Origin of the sequence: Paenibacillus foliorum (genome assembly GCF_013141765.1) — a bacterium.
Taxonomy (GTDB): Bacteria; Bacillota; Bacilli; order Paenibacillales; family NBRC-103111; genus Paenibacillus_S; species Paenibacillus_S foliorum.
The window spans coordinates 108,651-124,800 of the sequence record NZ_WHOD01000128.1; the positions used below are offsets into that span (position 1 = coordinate 108,651).

18 protein-coding genes and 1 riboswitch are annotated in these 16,150 nt (G+C 43.9%); of the genes, 8 read left to right on the forward strand and 10 right to left on the reverse strand.

The window, feature by feature from the left end; all coding sequences use genetic code 11:
- Positions 1-17: 17 nt before the first annotated feature.
- The 4 genes from GC093_RS33165 to GC093_RS33180 all read left to right on the forward strand — a co-directional run bounded on the left by GC093_RS33165 (position 18) and on the right by GC093_RS33180 (position 3,552).
- The gene (locus GC093_RS33165) at positions 18-986 is read left to right on the forward strand and encodes an ABC transporter ATP-binding protein (protein ID WP_171656233.1); all 969 of its coding nucleotides are present in this window, start codon (positions 18-20) and stop codon (positions 984-986) included.
- A 120-nt stretch (positions 987-1,106) separates the two neighbouring features.
- Complete coding sequence (locus GC093_RS33170) at positions 1,107-1,904, forward strand: metallophosphoesterase family protein (protein ID WP_171656234.1); 798 nt, start codon at positions 1,107-1,109, stop codon at positions 1,902-1,904.
- Positions 1,905-1,975: 71 nt separating this feature from the next.
- A complete protein-coding gene (locus tag GC093_RS33175; protein ID WP_171656235.1) occupies positions 1,976-3,193 on the forward strand; it encodes an MFS transporter in 1,218 nt (405 codons plus the stop codon).
- Positions 3,194-3,375: 182 nt separating this feature from the next.
- The gene (locus GC093_RS33180; protein WP_171656236.1) at positions 3,376-3,552 is read left to right on the forward strand and encodes a hypothetical protein; all 177 of its coding nucleotides are present in this window, start codon (positions 3,376-3,378) and stop codon (positions 3,550-3,552) included.
- 66 nt (positions 3,553-3,618) lie between these two features.
- Here the strand turns inward: GC093_RS33180 and GC093_RS33185 are convergent, their stop codons facing one another.
- Entirely contained in the window at positions 3,619-4,254 is a 636-nt protein-coding gene (locus tag GC093_RS33185) for an O-methyltransferase (protein ID WP_171656237.1), read from the reverse strand.
- Between the two features lie 288 nt (positions 4,255-4,542).
- Between GC093_RS33185 and GC093_RS33190 the strand changes: the two genes are divergently transcribed.
- Complete coding sequence (locus GC093_RS33190; RefSeq protein ID WP_171656238.1) at positions 4,543-5,697, forward strand: THUMP domain-containing class I SAM-dependent RNA methyltransferase; 1,155 nt, start codon at positions 4,543-4,545, stop codon at positions 5,695-5,697.
- A 217-nt stretch (positions 5,698-5,914) separates the two neighbouring features.
- On the opposite strand, the gene GC093_RS33195 is transcribed toward GC093_RS33190, so the two are convergent.
- The 7 genes from GC093_RS33195 to thrC form a co-directional block, all read right to left on the reverse strand.
- The gene (locus GC093_RS33195) at positions 5,915-6,757 is read right to left on the reverse strand and encodes an NAD-dependent epimerase/dehydratase family protein (RefSeq protein ID WP_171656239.1); all 843 of its coding nucleotides are present in this window, start codon (positions 6,755-6,757) and stop codon (positions 5,915-5,917) included.
- Positions 6,758-6,783: 26 nt separating this feature from the next.
- Positions 6,784-7,986, reverse strand: coding sequence for an enolase C-terminal domain-like protein (locus GC093_RS33200; protein WP_171656240.1), 1,203 nt, complete (start codon positions 7,984-7,986; stop codon positions 6,784-6,786).
- Positions 7,987-8,318: 332 nt separating this feature from the next.
- Positions 8,319-9,233: an exopolyphosphatase gene (locus GC093_RS33205; RefSeq protein ID WP_171656241.1), complete on the reverse strand. Its 915-nt coding sequence runs from the start codon at positions 9,231-9,233 to the stop codon at positions 8,319-8,321.
- 208 nt (positions 9,234-9,441) lie between these two features.
- Positions 9,442-9,717, reverse strand: coding sequence for a hypothetical protein (locus GC093_RS33210; RefSeq protein WP_246315799.1), 276 nt, complete (start codon positions 9,715-9,717; stop codon positions 9,442-9,444).
- Positions 9,718-9,822: 105 nt separating this feature from the next.
- Positions 9,823-9,912: riboswitch (cyclic di-GMP riboswitch) on the reverse strand.
- Between the two features lie 233 nt (positions 9,913-10,145).
- Positions 10,146-10,367, reverse strand: coding sequence for a YuzB family protein (locus tag GC093_RS33215; RefSeq protein ID WP_171656243.1), 222 nt, complete (start codon positions 10,365-10,367; stop codon positions 10,146-10,148).
- A 76-nt stretch (positions 10,368-10,443) separates the two neighbouring features.
- Complete coding sequence (locus GC093_RS33220) at positions 10,444-10,746, reverse strand: iron-sulfur cluster assembly accessory protein (protein ID WP_171656244.1); 303 nt, start codon at positions 10,744-10,746, stop codon at positions 10,444-10,446.
- A gap of 128 nt (positions 10,747-10,874) precedes the next feature.
- Positions 10,875-12,158: a threonine synthase gene (gene thrC, locus GC093_RS33225; RefSeq protein WP_171656245.1), complete on the reverse strand. Its 1,284-nt coding sequence runs from the start codon at positions 12,156-12,158 to the stop codon at positions 10,875-10,877.
- A gap of 138 nt (positions 12,159-12,296) precedes the next feature.
- Here thrC and GC093_RS33230 point away from each other — a divergent pair, with 138 nt between their 5' ends.
- Positions 12,297-13,208 carry a LysR substrate-binding domain-containing protein gene (locus GC093_RS33230; protein ID WP_171656246.1) on the forward strand — a complete coding sequence of 304 codons (912 nt, stop codon included), beginning with the start codon at positions 12,297-12,299 and terminating at the stop codon, positions 13,206-13,208.
- A 75-nt stretch (positions 13,209-13,283) separates the two neighbouring features.
- Here the strand turns inward: GC093_RS33230 and GC093_RS33235 are convergent, their stop codons facing one another.
- On the reverse strand, positions 13,284-14,150 hold the full coding sequence (locus tag GC093_RS33235; RefSeq protein WP_171656247.1) for an NAD-dependent epimerase/dehydratase family protein: 867 nt from the start codon (positions 14,148-14,150) through the stop codon (positions 13,284-13,286).
- Between the two features lie 177 nt (positions 14,151-14,327).
- On the opposite strand from GC093_RS33235, the gene GC093_RS33240 reads away from it, so the two are divergent.
- Together GC093_RS33240 and ytvI are read left to right on the forward strand one after the other, a co-directional pair.
- Positions 14,328-14,699: a winged helix-turn-helix transcriptional regulator gene (locus tag GC093_RS33240; RefSeq protein ID WP_171656248.1), complete on the forward strand. Its 372-nt coding sequence runs from the start codon at positions 14,328-14,330 to the stop codon at positions 14,697-14,699.
- Between the two features lie 26 nt (positions 14,700-14,725).
- Entirely contained in the window at positions 14,726-15,805 is a 1,080-nt protein-coding gene (ytvI, locus tag GC093_RS33245; RefSeq protein ID WP_171656249.1) for a sporulation integral membrane protein YtvI, read from the forward strand.
- Between the two features lie 89 nt (positions 15,806-15,894).
- Here ytvI and GC093_RS33250 read toward each other — a convergent pair whose 3' ends face one another.
- Positions 15,895-16,131, reverse strand: coding sequence for a hypothetical protein (locus GC093_RS33250; protein ID WP_171656250.1), 237 nt, complete (start codon positions 16,129-16,131; stop codon positions 15,895-15,897).
- Between the last annotated feature and the right edge of the window lie 19 nt (positions 16,132-16,150).

Sequence of the window (16,150 nt, forward strand, 5' to 3'; positions counted from 1 at the left end):
TGATAAGGAGCTATCCTATGATACAAGTGAACCATTTAACGAAATCTTTTCGCATACCGATTACTGGAAAAAACCGTTGGCAGCGAATCAAGTCTTACGTCAGCGGCGCACATCAAGAAAAAACAGCTGTACAGGACATCAGCTTCACCGTAAACAAAGGGGAATTCGTAGGCTATATCGGACCTAACGGCGCTGGTAAATCAACAACGATCAAAATGCTAACAGGTATCCTGCATCCTTCGGCAGGTGAAGTTCTGATCGACGGTAGCAGCCCTCACAAAAACAGGCGTCAAGTCGTGCGTAAGCTTGGTGTTGTCTTCGGCCAACGCTGTCAGCTCTGGTGGGATTTGCCTGTTCGGGATTCTTACGATATTCTTGCTGAAATGTATCGAATCGAAAGATCTCAGAAGGAACGTACCCTTGCCGAGCTGGGTGAGCTTCTACAGCTGGGTGAATTTATGGATACGCCAGTTCGTAAGCTATCCCTTGGCCAACGAATGCGCGCTGATCTAGCTGCTTCGCTGCTGCATAATCCCGATATTCTATTTCTAGACGAACCGACCATAGGTCTTGATATTGTAGCTAAAAAAACAATTAGAGGTCTGTTAAAATCATTAAATCGAGAGCTAGGTAAAACGATCTTGCTAACCACACATGATATGGATGATATCGAGCAGCTATGCGAACGCGTGATGGTCATTAATCATGGACAATTAGCTTATGACGGAACCATAGATGGGTTAAGGGAAAGGATTGGTCTGCCAACACTCATTAAGGTCAGCTATACCGGACCCGTTTCTGTTCCAGCCGAGTGGAGCGGTGATTTCCTAATTACCGAGCATCTTGGAAATGATTTGATCATTCAATGCAACCGCCGTTCCATTCAAGCAATGGAGATTCTTCGCCAAATGGAACAGTGGGGAACCATTGCCGATGTTCATATGGAGGAGCCTAATTTCGAAGAAGTAATCCATAGGATTTATTAAGTAAACACAAAAAACGAGAAGAAACCCTGATATAAAGAAAGAGGCACCGAAAATTAGGTGTCTCTTTTCTATTGCAAACCTTATAATGGTAATACTAAGTATCAAACAGGGGGCATTACGATGAGTAAAATTGCAATCATTTCAGATATTCATGGGAATCTCACTGCTCTTGAGGCTGTATGCAAGGACATAAGCAAACGGCGAATTAAACGAGTCATCTGCCTCGGTGATCTTGTGGGCAAAGGACCTCAGCCCGCTGAATCGGTGGACCGTATACGTGAGCTCTGTGAGGTTACACTTCAGGGAAATTGGGATCACAGTGTTAACCAACCTCACAATAAGGAAGGCATCCTCTGGCAGCAATCGCAATTAGGAGCTGAGCGACTTGACTATTTGAAGCAGCTGCCTTTTTCCGTGGATCTCCACCTTAGCGGTAGATGGATCCGTTTGTTCCACGCTTCTTCCAAAGATGTTTATCATCGTGTCACACGCAAAGCTTCCCGTAAAGAAAAGCTATCCTTGTTTGAGCATACCGCGATGACCAGTTTTCCGGAAGCGAGTATTATTGAAGCAGAAGCAGCAAATACTGCCAGTGCAGTAAAATCACCATCACTTACACCGGATGTCGTTGGTTATGGTGATCTTCATATTCCTTTTATGCAAACTATAAAAAATAAAAACAAAGAAGGCCTTCTCCTATTTAATACAGGTAGTGTTGGGGCATCTTACGAGGGTATCCCCCAAGCCTGCTATGCGATTATCGAGGGCAAACCCGATGCCTCAGTAGGTGAACCATTCAGCATTCAAACCGTGCGAGTCCCCTACGATGTGGAGAAAGCTATAGCCATCGCAGAACAGCTGCAGATGCCTGGAATCGATCGCTTTCGATATGAAATGAGGACAGGCTTGGAGCAATAACATGCATGATTTCCATATCTTTGCTCAAAAATAGATGTATGTTTTCACAACTAGAAAGAGGCGATTTTCTTTTGCTTAACTGGAGAGTTAATTTATTTGTTCTATGGGTCGGAGCGTTTCTTGTCATGGCCGGTATGACTATGATTGTTCCATTCCTCCCCTTATACCTTCAAGAGCTGGGTATGCATGACCCCCATGAGATAGCTACGTGGGCAGGGATTATTTTTGCAGGCAATTTTGTAACATCGTTTATCTTTCAACCGATCTGGGGCGGCTTAGCAGACCGTTACGGGAGAAAAGTCATGCTGCTTCGTTCCGGATTCGGTATGGCCATAGTCATGACATTAATGGGCTTTGCAACTGGGGCATGGCAGCTGTTTATTTTGAGGATGTTAAACGGAACGATATCAGGCTTTCTACCTGCGGCAATTGCCTTAGTTTCTACAAATACTCCTAAAGATAAGACCGGATTCGCTATGGGCACCTTACAGTCTGGTACTATGGCAGGAGCGATCCTGGGTCCCTTTCTCGGCGGTCTAATGGCAGAGTGGATTGGTTACCGATACATCTTTTACATTACTGGAGCTCTATTGTTTGCAGCTTCCTTACTGGTAATGTTCATGGTTAAGGAAACCTTTGATTCAGCAGCGGCTGCCAAAAAACCTAAGCAATCAACCGTTGAAGCGTTTAATGTACTAAGACATATCACACAGCTTCCATCGTTATATACCGTCACATTCGTTATCCAGTTTTCTCTGATGAGCACGATGCCGTTAATTCCTTTATTTGTGCAGCAGCTGCATGGATCGGGAGAATATCTCGCATTTTATGCGGGTCTGGTTGGGTCTGTTACCGGTTTTTCCAATATGATCGCTTCACCATTATTAGGAAAGCTTTCGGACCGCATCGGACCGGAGAAAATACTGGGAGTATGCTTAATCGGAGCTGCTGTAACTTCAATTCCGCAAGCGTTCGTCCATACGGTGTGGCAGCTCTTGGCAGCACGTTTTTTTCTTGGTATGTTCTTGGGTGGATTATTGCCGACCGTCAATTCTTTGATACGCAAATATACACCAAACGGAATGGAAAGCCGCTCTTACAGCTTTAATACCAGCTTTTTAAGTTTAGGCAATATGATCGGACCTATCGTGGGAGGCGCTATTTCGGGGATTTTAACTATCCAGCAACTCTTCCTTATTGCCTCCGCGCTGTTGTTTGCAAATTCATTCTGGGTCTATTATACTCTAGTACTAAAAAACAAATCTGCTTCTGTAGGTAAGGTAAATTGAATGGGATGAATGAAAATCAAGATCAACTAATAAATTCAGATCAGAAATTCAAATAAAGTTTTGTCAATTTCCTTACATTCATGTATAATTATTTAAAACTGAGTTGTGGTATTTTTTTCCATTATTTGAATCAAAAAGTAAAACAATTAAAATTTTTGGAGGTGCTTTTTCTGAGGATCAGCGTGAAAAAGATATTGTTTATTATAGTTTGCGCCGAATTGATGATCTTCTATTGGGCTTATCTCGAGGTTCAGAAAACAGATAATATTGTTTATCTAAAGGATGATACGCCTCTTCAAGAAGCACCTCCTTCTCCATCCAACGAAACGGCTACATCTACTGTGAAAAAAGCTTCCTAATAGACATAAAAAAACACCGCAAGCTTTTATATTTAAGCTGTTGCGGTGTTTTTACGTCTATTTATACTAGCGGACTCTCGCGATCGCTAATCCGTCATAAGCTGGCAAAATAACACCTTCCAAGCGCGGATCGCCAGTAATCCCTTCATTAAATAGACGCATTTTGGTTACAGCATTGCCTTTCTCTTTGGGATCCATGCTGCGGCCATGCATCAACGTGTTATCGCCTATAATGATAGCACCTGGATTAGCAAGCTTGATCGCCCACTCCAAGTAATTAGGGTAATTACCTTTATCTGCATCAATAAAAAAGATATCAAACCGCTGTCCCTCTGACTCCAGCTGTTCCAGACTATTCAAGGCTTCCCCTACCCGGTATTCTACCAATTCACCTAGTCCTGCTTCGCGAAGATTCTGCTGCGCCGCATCCGCATATTCCTGCTTTAGCTCCAACGAAATCAGCTTACCTCCTTCACTTAATCCGCGTGCTAAGCAAATCCCACTATAGCCACCCAATGCACCTATTTCCAAAATGTTCTTCGCCCCGTTCATTTTCACCAGAAGCGTTAGCAGCTTACCATAACCAGGCGCAATAGAAATTTCCGGCATCCCTTTATCGCGGATACTCTCCTTTACGCTAACCAATTGTGCATCTTGTTCTAACAATGATTCCACATATTGCTCTGCTGTTAACTTTTCCATTCCTCTGTATCCTCCCAATCATTTGTATAAACGCATAGTTTATCCTATAATATCAGAATGAACCAGAGATTCGATGGTTCATTGATATTTCAAGGAAAGTTTTCCGCTAAAACACGGATGGATCTTCTCCGAACTGTTTCTGCCAATACCTTTACTTACTAAACTATTGTATGTTTTATCCAAGGAGACTTCAACAAGTGAATGAATATGAGCTGTATGCATATTTGAATTGCATACAGCCTGCAGTGGTTTACGCCATTAGCTATAGATACGGAGTGAGAAACTAGAATGTCGGAAATTACTTTGATTGCAACCTGTGCTATGGGCCTTGAAGCCGTAGTAGCTCGGGAGATTCGTGACTTGGGGTATGACAAAGTCACTGTGGAAAACGGTCGTGTCACGTTCATCGGGGATGAGCTTGCCATCTGCCGCGCTAATCTGTGGCTGCGTACCGCCGATCGGATATTAATCAAGATGGGGCAGTTTAAAGCTCTAACCTTCGATGAGCTGTTCGAAGGGACCAAGGCACTGCCTTGGTCCGACTGGATTCCAGAGGATGGTGAGTTCCCGGCAGAAGGCCGCTCCCACAAATCCCAGTTATCCAGCGTACCTGCTTGTCAAGGTATCGTTAAGAAAGCTGTTGTGGAGCACATGAAGCTGCGTTATCACAGAGACTGGTTTGAGGAGACCGGCGACCGGTATGTTATGGAAGTGTCACTGCTCAATGACATAGCCACCTTGACGCTGGACACAACGGGCGCCAGCCTGCACAAGCGGGGCTACCGTAAGCTCGTTACGGAAGCTCCGCTGAAGGAAACTATGGCAGCAGCATTGGTGCTGCTCAGCCGTTGGCGGGTGGAACGCCCGCTCTACGACCCGTTCTGCGGGTCGGGAACGATCCCGATCGAGGCAGCGATGATCGGGTGGAACATAGCGCCGGGCTTGCGGCGTACCTTCGCCGCCGAGGCGTGGCAGGCCGTGCCGTTGTCCCTCTGGGACGAGGCACGGGAGGAGGCTTACGATCTCGTGCGGGATGATGTGCCACTCGAGATCGTAGGCTCTGACATCGATAGCGAAGCCATCGATGTGGCTTTGGCCGCCGCCAAGGCGGCCGGGCTGACGAACCAGTTCAGCCTGCAGGTGCTGCCCGTGGCCAAGGCAAGGCCGCTCGGCGATTACGGCTGCGTGATTACCAACCCGCCGTACGGCGAAAGGCTTGGGGATCTCGACGAAGTCGAGAAAGTGCTGCGACAGTTGGGCGGAGTTACATCCAAACTCCCAACCTGGTCGACATTTATCCTGAACCCTAACAATCGGGTAGAGCATTATATGGGCCGCCCAGCTGACAAAAAGCGCAAGCTGTTTAATGGTCGGATTGAGTGTCAATTTTTACAATACTTAGGCCCATTGCCTCCCCGCCGTCCACGTCAAACCGAGGAGTAATTATCTAATAAAAGCTTCTATTCGAAGCCCTTTCGATGAAGATACTTTCACGTAGTAGTGGTAGCTTTTCTTGCAATATCAGAAGGGTTCAGCTCCGCTGATAACTTATAAATTCTAATATTATAAAAAAGACTGATTCTCATGCCTACACTAATCGGGCAGAGGCGATCAGTCTTTCTTATATTTGCAGAAGCTCAAAACAGGCTGGTTTAAAAGCCTATAGTTCCTTTGGCCAAACATATGTAGGAACAAAACCTAATATATCCCTTGCTTTTGTACAATCCAGTAAGCTCTCATGCCCTGCGAATGGTTTTCTCAGCTCCACCTCAGGGAAGTAACGCTTAGCGAGCTCTTTAGAGCTTAGCAAACAGCGCTGCTCAACAGCAGCAATGCAGAACACCTCGTGTCCCTCGAAGGATGCCTCCAGACTCATACGAAAAGCGCGCGCACAATCACGCGCATCGATATATGACCATACATTCCAAGGGTCTGCCTCTGGATTGTCTCTCATATTGAGATAATCTTTTCGGCCGTATTCCTCCTCTCCTATTACATGCGTTATCCTCATAGAAGCAATAGACATATCGAAGCGTTTGGCCATTCCTTCCGCAACCTGTTCCCCTACTACTTTGGATAACCCGTAACAATTATCCGGCACCGTTGGATGCAGTTCATCCATTGGTAAATAAATTGGCTTCGTTTCCTTGTGGCTAAAGGTTATTCCAAAAGCGCAATCACTTGACGCCACTGATACCCTTTGAATTCCTGCTAATCCTGAAGTGAGCAGAACATTATACACACTCATAACATTATTTTGAAAAACAAAAGGTTCTACGGCCCCCGATGGACTTGCAAACGCCGCCAAATGAATGATTCCCTCACAGCCTTCAACCGCTCGCTGCACCTGTTCTAAGCTTGTCATATCGGCCTGCACCTGCTCAACCGGGGAGTCATCCCAATGCTTCCACGTTATTGCCTTCACTTCATAGCCATGCTCCAACAGCTCATTTACCACATAGCTGCCAACTTTGCCATTTGCCCCCGTCACACCTATTTTCATCACATGGTTCCTTTCTGATTAGAACTCTAAGGTCGAACTGAAGTCCCATCTGGTATCCTCGCTAATGTCCACTCAGGCAGCTTATTCGTACAAGGGAATTTTGCTGCTAGCTTTTCATCAAGCTCAATGCCTAGTCCAGGAGCGTCATTCGGATATACATAACCGTTCTTCACTTGTGGACAGCCCGGGAAGACCGTTTGCAGTTCCTCACCAAGTGGCGTCCATTCTTGAACTCCAAAATTATGGCTGCTTACGTCCAAATGAACGTTGGCTGCATGCCCAATTGGAGATACATCCCCGGGACCATGCCAAGCCGTGCGTACGCCAAATGCTTCACAAAGAGCTGCCAGCTTTCTTGCTGGAGTAATGCCCCCAATTGCACTGATATGAACGCGAATATAGTCAATCAATCGGTTTGCAATCAGAGGAGTCCATTCCATAGGATGAACAAAAAGCTCACCCATTGCCAGAGGTGTTGAGCATTGACTGCGAATCATATGAAAATAATCCATATGCTCCGGCGCTAATACATCTTCCAGAAAAAATAGCCGGTATGGCTCCAAGCTTTTAGCTAGCCTAACCGCATCGATTGGAGCTAATCGCTCATGTACATCATGCAGCAGCTCCAGCTCAAAACCAAAACAATTCCGGATATGCTCCAGCATTCTCGGAATACTGCGTGCATAGGCCTGCGGGTCATAGTAAGCCCCAGGGAGAGCCCCCTCAGGTGTATGCAAATGGTTATGCTTGCCTCCATAACCACCCATTTGACAGCGAATATAACGGTATCCCTCCTCCTTGAAACCTGCAACACTTTGCTCCAGCTCTTGCACATCTCGACCATCAGCATGACGGTATACGGCAGCAGCCTCCCTGCATTTTCCTCCAAACAATTCATAAAGCGGCATCCGTGCGATTTTCCCTTTTATATCCCATAACGCCATATCCACACCAGACAGTGCGTTGTTTAACACCGGTCCATTGCGCCAATAGGAGCTGACCATGGCAGACTGCCAGATATCCTCGATTCGGTTAACATCTTTTCCTACTAAAAAAGGCTTCAAGTATTCATCAATTGCAACAGCCACAGCCAAATAGCGCTGGGTAAAGGTTGCACAGCCAAGACCATATAATCCTGGCTCCGATGTTTCTATTTTTACTACGACTAGATTAATTCCTTGTGGAGCTGTAAGAATGGTTTTTACATTACGGATCGTAATTGGGGCCAAGGCTTAACCTCTCCTTTCAATTATCACTACATTGCTTGTATGCGTTTTCACAAATACTCTCATTACCGTATCATATAATCTTCAAGGCTTCATCTATACCAAGTATCTTCAATTAAGTAAAAACAGGCATGAATACTCCTTTAAGCCTGTTCTACCTATGTTTCATAACCATTACTCCCAATAGTTCATTCAAGGTCATTCTTCTGCATATTCGACAAAAAAAGTTATCTATATATTGGTTATTTAAGCTATTTCCTATAACAAAAATACAGCCCTGGCTAAATGCCAAGACTGCATAAAAATCTATGCTTAGAAAATTATTTATAATGTCATTATCCTTTGTGATTCATCGTTTCTATTAGTTGACTTAGCACCTTATCAGCGTCATCATAGGGGACTTGGCAGGTTCCTGCCGCTTTATGTCCTCCCCCGCCGTTCTGCAGCATCAAGGTGCCGACATCGACCTGGCTTGTCCGGTTCACAATGCTATGGCCGCAGGCAAACACACAATTTTGATTATTTCGGCCGTCGACGATCCAGATAGAAATATTTTGCTCAGGATACAGAGCGTACACGATAAAACGATTGCCTGGGTAGATGGTCTCTACATTCCGCAAATCCGTTACAATTACACTGCCTTCTACTCTCGTGTACTCCTTAAGCATGGTTCTATATTGGGCGTCAAGCTCAAAATACCGTTGGGTCCGTTCGATGACATCAGGAAGCTGCATAATTTCATCCACTGACATTGTTGCACAATGATCAACCAAATCCTCCATGAGCTGGTAATTGCTGATTTTGTAATCACGATAGCGACCGAGTCCAGTACGAGCATCCATAATAAAAGAAAGTAAGTCCCAGCCTTTGGGATTCAAAATATCGTCTGCGGTAAATTGCGCTGAATCTGCTTTGTCCACGCCCGCCATAATATCATCGATATCACCAAAACGCTCTTTACCTCCATAATAATCATACACAACACGAGCAGCGCTAGGTGCTACACGCGTTTCACCTTTGTATTCAACTTGGGGGCCTGTCCGCTCTAATTCACTAGAATGATGATCAAACCACAAACCGCAGCCCGGCACATAGGGTACATTGGCCAAAATATCATTCTCATTGACTTCGATTAATCCATCCTGCATATCTTTAGGATGAACGAATTTCATTTCATCGATCATACCCATCTTCTTGAACAACATCGCGCAAACCAAACCATCAAAATCAGAACGTGTTATTAAACGCATTTCAGATCCTCCCCAATAGTGCTGCAGTACTAATTATTCCTATTTATTATAAACAAAGCTCAACTGGCAGACAATAGCTTGAAAAAGAAAAAAGCAGGCTTTAAGCCCCAGTTGGCTCAAAACATGCTTTTTTGTTACCTTTAAGGATAGTTATTCAAAACAATAATGTCTATCATTTGTGAGGCATTTTGTTGAACAATGACTCCGGTTAAGCTAACCGCTTAGCTTCAGTACGGCAGCTCAAATAATGATACAAACTTAGGAACATTTCATTCTCATTACTGCATCGGGTTGAAAGCTTTACTTCGCCCTGCCAATAAAACGTGACCAGATGACTACTTTTTCCCATCACCATTTCAATATCCCAGCAAGGATTTTGCAGTTCAAATACCTCACTGTTAATAAATAGTCTAGGACCTTCGTTTGATAAATATACGCCAATTCTATCATTACCTGACTTGGTATAAAAACCTTCTCTGGTCATGATTTTTCGTTCCCCGCTCAACATGAATATGATCCACCTTCCTAATACGTAAAGACTCCTTTATCATCCGGTCAGGAGTCGCAGATCTATGCGCATCACCGTTCCTTCGACAGCTGGCTGGCATGATGCTGGGGTGCATCTGAAGCCCCTCTAGCTTTGCGTCACAAGCTTTCACCTGCTTTGCCTTTATCGGGTCCTTAAGAAAATATGATTTGTGTAGTATTTTGTCATACTATCGATATATGAATACAAAATACGACAACCTTAGCATATAAGATAGGCTAAAAGGAATACATACACCTCTCTACCTAATTTCATGAGTTCAATGTAGTTAATTAGGCCTATTTCTTTTCAAATACTTTATATAGCTTGTCTAAAATAAAAAACAGCTCATTTCCCCCTCCAAGGGAGCAAACGAGCTGTTGTAATTATTTAATGTACTTTTGAGCTTTCTCGATGGCCTCATCCTCAGTTGCCCCAGTTACATAACGACCATTAACGAAAATGAAAGCAAACCTTGAGCACGGCCCGCAATAAGATTTGCAGCCTACCTTAATCTCAGAATCGGGAGCCAGCTTCTGAAGCTTAGTCACAGCTGTTTTCATTTTCATATGCTTGCATTTATCGCAGACGCGAATGTCATTCGCCATGTCTTACAAATCCTTTCATACCCTTTGCCCATGAATAAAGCTTGTGAGGTTGTGTGAAGCATTCGTGCAACGTAAATTAGTGATCTCCGTGGTTCCCTTTACCTGGGTTGGTCACTGCGAAGCCCTCTTCCGGAGTATAGAAATAATCAATGCGTACTCCATCAAGCAACGGCTCGTCCTTTTTCAAGATAACGTCGATTCCCTTATCCGTGCTGACTACGACATCATCATTCGTAGGAGTGTCCAGACTCATTCCATAATGGGCATGATCCCCATGGCTGTGCGTAATATATACGCGAAGCTTCATCTCTTTATTTTCTTCTTTCTCTAGCTCTTCCAATAGCACTTTAGCCGCATTGCGTGAGATTTTGCAGTTCATACGATATACATCTCCTAAATTATATTTATTAGAGGTTGTTTTCCTTGAAATCTTCGCTTCAAACTTATACTTCCTGATATTATAAAGAAACACGAATCGGAAATCAACCTTAATTGATCAATTTAAAGCTATAAATTAGGAACATAACCTTGTAAGGACTCAAAATCCAAGCTCACAGGAATTATCTTATTGGCAAATATTCCTTCGCTCATTGAATCGAGATGATACTCCCTTATGGCATCCGTATCCTTCAACATATTTCCGGTCAAAAGACATACGGCTGTCGCTTCCCGGTCTACCACCCCTTCTTCCACAAGCTTTTTTAATCCTGCTACCGATGCTGCTGAAGCAGGCTCGCAGCCTATTCCGCTTTGATCGATTACAGCCTTGGCATTCATAATTTCTTCATCCGTAACAGACGCTGTTACCCCGTTTGTTTGTCGCACTGTATAATGCAAAGCCTTCTTCCAGCTCGGAGGATTGCCGATATTCATTGCGGAAGCACGAGTGAATGGCTGGAGCTCCGGTGTCAGCTTCGATTCCCCTTGTGCAACCATTCGGTGAAACGGATTCGCACCCTCCGCCTGAATGACAGCTACCTTGGGCAATCTATCAATAAACCCTAGATCCAGCAAGTCTTGCAGCCCTTTGCCTAATGCTGTTGCATGACTCAATGCTCCACCTGGAACGATGATCCAATCGGGAAGCTTCCATCTTAGTTGATGGGCAATTTCAAAGATTATACTTTTTTGTCCTTCTATTCGAAACGGATTAATTGAATTACATACATACAGGCCTAGGATCTCACTATTTGTCTCACTAAAACGTATTCCATCATCATAGGTGCCATTGAACGATAGCAAATGCGCACCATACGCTAATGTTTGCAATACCTTATTCATTGAAATGTTTCGGTTAGGCAGAAACACATAAGATGAGCAGCCTGCTATAGCTGCATACATGGCTAATGAAGAAGAAGTATTGCCAGTAGATGTACATGTAAAACGGGTATAACCCGCAGAACGTCCGTGCGATACAGCTACCGTCATACCGTTATCTTTAAAGGAGCCGCTCGGATTCTCACTTTGTGCTTTGAGCATTAGCTTACGAATCCCCGCATACTTCGCTACTCGATCGGAATCGTACATTCCTGTATTCCCTTCGAATTTAGTCGTGATATAAGCATCGGGTAACTCAGGCAGAATCAACTCCTTGTAACGCCACACTCCGCTAGAATAGTTAGTCATTCTCTCTGAGAGCCTTCGATCAAACTCTCGTTTCAACCGCTCACTGTCTAGGCTGCGAAAATCATGTATAACCTCTAGCAGCCCCTTGCATTCGCATAGAAAAGGATTTCTCACTGCCTCTAGCTTATACTGCCTGCTGCAATCCATACAATAAAAATAACTCATAAATACCCACCGCCTTATTTGGTATAGGTTGCTTAAGCACTGTTCTACCTTATACAATAAGAGATGTAATTATATAAAACTAATATATATTTTCTTTTCTTTCATAAATTAAATTGATGTATTGGGAGGTAAACCAATTTGAACCTGCATGCTTTAAAGCTGTTCTACGAAGCGGCCACCCGTGGAGGGGTTTCCAAAGCAGCCGAAGCGCTGCACATTAGCCAGCCAGCTGTAACTGCCCAAATCCGAAATTTAGAACAAGAGCTCGGATTAGTATTGTTGCTGCCTCATGGGAGTAGCAGTCGGTTAAGTGAAGCTGGACAACTCCTATACAAATACGCTTCTCGCCTATTTGCTTTGGAGCAAGAGATATCTCGCCAGATGAAGGATTATCGTGAAGGCCGATTCGGTTCGCTGCACATAAGCGCCACCTACCTCCCTGCTAATCATCTTTTGCCTGGATGGATGGCTGCTTTTAAGCAAGCAAATGAAGGCATCGATATGACGCTAACAACAGCCAATGCGAGGAATGCCTATGACAAGCTGCTCCATTATGAAGCTGATCTAGCGGTTATAGGAGGCAGTAAAGAAGCACCCTCCGGGCTGGTTCATGAGAAACTGCTAGAGGATGAGTTATGGTTCATCGCCCCCTCCGGACATCATCTCGCAGGTAAGAGCGCAACGTTGTCAGAGGTTATGAAAGAACCGTTTATTTTACGTGAGGAGGGTAGTTCGACTAGGGAAAAGCTCTTTGCTCTCTGCAAACTACATAATGTCAATCAACCTAAGGTCGGCTTACAATTCAACGGCCTAAATGAGACGATTCGAGCGGTCATGGCGGGATACGGCGTCAACTTCTTATCCGCATTAGAGGTGAGCGATTACATCCGGCAAGGTGCAGTAGCGAGGATTTACGTAGAGGAAGTATATCTCACAAATCCTATATCTATATATAGGAGAGCAGAGGAAGACCTCACACCTGCGGCTGCTCAGTTTCTGGACTTCATCCGTGAGCAGATGCATCTACGCCAAAAATCCGCCTTGAGCTAAGGCTCCTGGCGGATTTTTGTACATTTATAGCATCCAAATTTTTATCCAATCCTACAAGACATTAACCGTATACCGCTATTGCTCCATAAAATAGTATTGCTGCTTCCAGCCCAGAAGCTGCTTCACCAAGGAGTTCGACAGCAATGAAGCACGCCCTTCCAGCGGACTACGAAGCTCTTGTACCTGAGAAAGGTGCTTCTCCACCAGCTCCTTGCTAGTGCGATCTGACGAGGTATCGTCCGCGGCAAGAATCAACGCCCTAGCTCCAAGCCCTTCCTTCTCAATAGCAAGTCGGCAAGCAGAAGCCACATCACGAGCATCGATATAAGACCATAAAATCCGTTTCCGGCTTTCTGTGTCTGCAAAATTAGCCCGAATGGCTGCATAGCTTTCTGGAACCAGAATATTACCCAATCGGAACGAGATTACCTGCATACCCGTTCTACGGTGAAAAGCCTCAGCAGTGACCTCATTAACCACTTTGGATAAGCCATAGCTATCCTCCGGAAGCTGTGGATGCGCTTCATCAATAGGCAAATAGTTGGGAGTGAAAAATTCACTGGCAAAAACAATTCCGTAAGACGACTCACTAGAAGCTAGCACCACTTTCCCAATCCCAAGGTTTGCTGCGGCCTCTAATATATTATATGTATTCATAACGTTATTACGGAAACAAACATCATTAGGATGTGTAAACGCTTGCGGAATTGCGGCAAAATGAATGATTCCTTCCACTTTCTCCCGGTTACGTCCACTGAACGGAGCCAAAGCATTATGAACCTGTCCCAAATCATTCAAATCGACAATAATCGTCCGGCATATAGGCTCCTCTGGAAGCTTCCAATCCAAATTAATAACTTCATAGTTCTGTTCAACAAAATGCTTCAATATCCAAACTCCAGCTTTACCGCTTCCGCCTGTAACTATAATCCTTTTTTTCATAAATAATATCCCTCTTTTCAGTCCATTTTTCTTAGCTAATTTGCATTCCAGCTACTCTTGCTATTTTATCGCTTCTTCTTTACTATGGAAAGTAGTGAATATATTATCACCTTATTACAGGAAATATATCTAGTTACCTGTATGTAATCATCTATTATAGGAAAGGATGATTCTGAAATGTCTTTGTTAGAAAACGAAAGCAGCAAAAAAACGAAGATGGAAGAGCAAAACTACGTACCCAAACAACCCGTTCATATTGCATGTTCCATTGAAAGAACATTGGATGTAATTGGAGGCAAGTGGTCCTTTCTAGTACTTCGCGAATTGTTCGGAGGAACTAAGCGCTTTGGAGTACTGCAAAAAAAGATCAATTCCATCAGCCCCAAATCACTTACAGAAACACTTCGACACTTGGAGGAGCAAGGTGTTCTAGAGCGCACCGCTTACCCTACCGTCCCCGTCACCGTAGAATATACCTTAACACCTAAAGGGGAAGATCTTCACCAGATATTAAAAGAAATGAAGCTCTGGTCCGCCAAATGGACCTAATATCTCCCTTTTGACGAGGTGCCTGAATGATTGCATTTTACAGGAAATATTGGAAAACCGCTTTTGATATCGCTTTAATAATACTTACAGTGTATTTGTTTATGCTGCTATTTAGCTACTTATACCGAATCGCTACACCGATTTTTCTAGCGTTTGTCATCTATTTGATCATAGAGCCGCTAGCTCGCTTTTTGCATAGAAGAGGTCTGGCCAAAAGTATAGCTTCCGCCATCTCGACCTTCATCTTCGTACTAGTGATTCTTGGGGCGATGACTGGAATTGGTGTTATCTTCACGAGCCAAATCATGAATCTTCAGGACAAATTACCTGAGTACTCAGCAATCCTGCAAAATCAGCTTATTTCTAAAACTGCTTTATTCCAGAACAGGATTGAAGCATTGCCGGATGATGTACTCCAAAAAGTGGCTGAATATACGACTCAAATCACACAAAAAGCAACCGCTATTGCTGTATCGTTTTTGACGGGAACCTTTACTTTACTGACCAGCTTTTCTACATTCGTTGTTAATTTCGTAATAGCTATTATTCTAGCCTACTTCCTTAGTATCGAAATCGAAACCTGGAACCGCATAGCTAAAGATAAGACACCAAAAACATTTAAGTCGGCTTATACTTTTTTGAAGGACAATGTTTTGAAGGGCATTATTGGATATATTAAAGCCCAAGCAAAGCTGATCAGTCTGACCTTTACTGTTATTTTTATCGCATTGGTACTGCTTGGGGTTAATAATTCTTTCTCTATTGCCTTGCTTTCGGCTATTTTCGATGTTCTTCCGTTGCTCGGTGTATCCACTTTATTTATACCTTGGATCATCTACTTGTTCGTTGTCGGTCAAACGGCTCTAGCTGTTTGGTTAACCATATTGCTCGGAGTTGTAATTCTTGTTCGGCAAATCATGGAACCAAAAATTACTGGTGATTCCTTAGGCGTATCGGCTTTTACCATGCTTTCCTTCATGATCATTTCACTCTCCTTATTCGGAGTGTCGGGACTGATACTATCCCCTATTCTGATCATCACAATTAAAGCATTGTACGAGCAAGGCTATCTACAGCGCTGGATTCGTTGGCCGGAAGGTGAATAATCAGCTGTTCAGCTTATAGCTTAAATAGCAAATAACCCACTCCTGTTAGAATGGGTTATTTGCTGTCTTGGTTTATTGGGATAAGCAGACTATTGCTGCAAGTACTTCCGTTCCGCCCTTTGTGTAAAAAAATTCATCAAAAATAAGGTTACCGCAATATCATCTACAGGAATTAACGGCATAACATCCGGTATTATGCAATAAACAAGAGCAGGAACTGCAAACAACAGCTTTTCCCAAATGGGGATTTTTGGTGAAAATAACAGAGGTCCGATGCGCCGGAGAACATGGCCCCAGTAACGGAACGAAATCAATCGTTTCCACATGTACGATCCCCCCTAGAGT

What these genes read in the sequence shown, in the direction of transcription:
- ytvI (WP_171656249.1), top strand. Translation starts at nt 14,726, where the DNA reads ATGATTGCATTTTACAGGAAATATTGGAAAACCGCTTTTGATATCGCT.
- GC093_RS33165 (WP_171656233.1), top strand. Translation starts at nt 18, where the DNA reads ATGATACAAGTGAACCATTTAACGAAATCTTTTCGCATACCGATTACT.
- GC093_RS33215 (WP_171656243.1), bottom strand. Translation starts at nt 10,367, where the DNA reads ATGGCGAATGACATTCGCGTCTGCGATAAATGCAAGCATATGAAAATG.
- GC093_RS33205 (WP_171656241.1), bottom strand. Translation starts at nt 9,233, where the DNA reads ATGCGTTTAATAACACGTTCTGATTTTGATGGTTTGGTTTGCGCGATG.
- GC093_RS33235 (WP_171656247.1), bottom strand. Translation starts at nt 14,150, where the DNA reads ATGAAAAAAAGGATTATAGTTACAGGCGGAAGCGGTAAAGCTGGAGTT.
- thrC (WP_171656245.1), bottom strand. Translation starts at nt 12,158, where the DNA reads ATGAGTTATTTTTATTGTATGGATTGCAGCAGGCAGTATAAGCTAGAG.
- GC093_RS33220 (WP_171656244.1), bottom strand. Translation starts at nt 10,746, where the DNA reads ATGAACTGCAAAATCTCACGCAATGCGGCTAAAGTGCTATTGGAAGAG.
- GC093_RS33240 (WP_171656248.1), top strand. Translation starts at nt 14,328, where the DNA reads ATGTCTTTGTTAGAAAACGAAAGCAGCAAAAAAACGAAGATGGAAGAG.
- GC093_RS33170 (WP_171656234.1), top strand. Translation starts at nt 1,107, where the DNA reads ATGAGTAAAATTGCAATCATTTCAGATATTCATGGGAATCTCACTGCT.
- GC093_RS33185 (WP_171656237.1), bottom strand. Translation starts at nt 4,254, where the DNA reads ATGGAAAAGTTAACAGCAGAGCAATATGTGGAATCATTGTTAGAACAA.
- GC093_RS33210 (WP_246315799.1), bottom strand. Translation starts at nt 9,717, where the DNA reads ATGACCAGAGAAGGTTTTTATACCAAGTCAGGTAATGATAGAATTGGC.
- GC093_RS33195 (WP_171656239.1), bottom strand. Translation starts at nt 6,757, where the DNA reads ATGAAAATAGGTGTGACGGGGGCAAATGGCAAAGTTGGCAGCTATGTG.
- GC093_RS33190 (WP_171656238.1), top strand. Translation starts at nt 4,543, where the DNA reads ATGTCGGAAATTACTTTGATTGCAACCTGTGCTATGGGCCTTGAAGCC.
- GC093_RS33250 (WP_171656250.1), bottom strand. Translation starts at nt 16,131, where the DNA reads ATGTGGAAACGATTGATTTCGTTCCGTTACTGGGGCCATGTTCTCCGG.